Annotated in this window: 1 protein-coding gene; it reads left to right on the top strand. The window is 62.3% G+C overall.

The window, feature by feature from the left end; translation table 11 throughout:
- Positions 1-44 precede the first annotated feature (44 nt).
- On the top strand, positions 45-825 hold a 781-nt coding region (locus tag IVB12_RS33900), incomplete at its 3' end, for an IS66 family transposase (protein WP_247306302.1).

Below are 825 nucleotides of genomic sequence, written 5' to 3'. Positions count from 1 at the left end.
CGGACCACATGCGCCACCACCTGGCCATGGCGGATCGGCTGTTCATGGATGAGACCAAGGCGCCGGTACTCGATCCGGGGCGCGGCCAAACGAAGAAGGGCTACTTCTGGGCGATCGCCTCAGACGACCGCGGCCACAGCGGCCCAAGTCCGCCGATCGTGCTGTTCCGATATGCCCCCGGTCGCAGCGGTGCCTTTGCGGAGCAGTTCCTGGATGGCTTTTGCGGACGCTTCCTGCAATGCGATGCCTATGACGGTTATGACCGGCTGACCGAAGTCGTTCGACCGCAAGGGCCGTGGACGCTCGTGCATTGCTGGAGCCATTTGCGCCGGCGCTTCGTCAAATTGGTGCGCAACAGCAAGTCTCCGATCGCCGAGGCCGCCGTCCGGCAGATCGCGCAGCTTTACGCCATCGAAGCCATGGTGCGCGGCTCGTCGCCGGACATCCGGTTGGCCGCGCGCAAGGAGCACTCGCTGCCCCTCATTGCGGCTTTAAAACCGTGGTTTGAGAAGCAGCTTTCCATGATCTCCAGCGGCTCAACGCTCGCCGAGGACATCCGCTATGCGCTCAATCACTGGCAGGGGTTGACCCGCTTCCTCGAAGACGGGCGTCTCGAACTCGACACCAACCCGGTCGAGAACGCCATCCGGCCGGTCTGCCTAACCAGAAAAAATGCGCTCTTCGCGGGCCATGAAATCGGGGCAGAAAACTGGGCCATGCTGGCGTCGATAGTCGCTACCTGCAAGCTCAACAGCGTCAACCCGGCTGCCTACATCGCTGAAACACTCGAGGCGATCATCGACGGTCATCCCCATAGCAAGATCG

Source organism: Bradyrhizobium sp. 179 (assembly GCF_023073535.1).
Lineage (GTDB): Bacteria > Pseudomonadota > Alphaproteobacteria > Rhizobiales > Xanthobacteraceae > Bradyrhizobium.
This window is presented reverse-complemented; position numbering and strand designations above follow the sequence as displayed.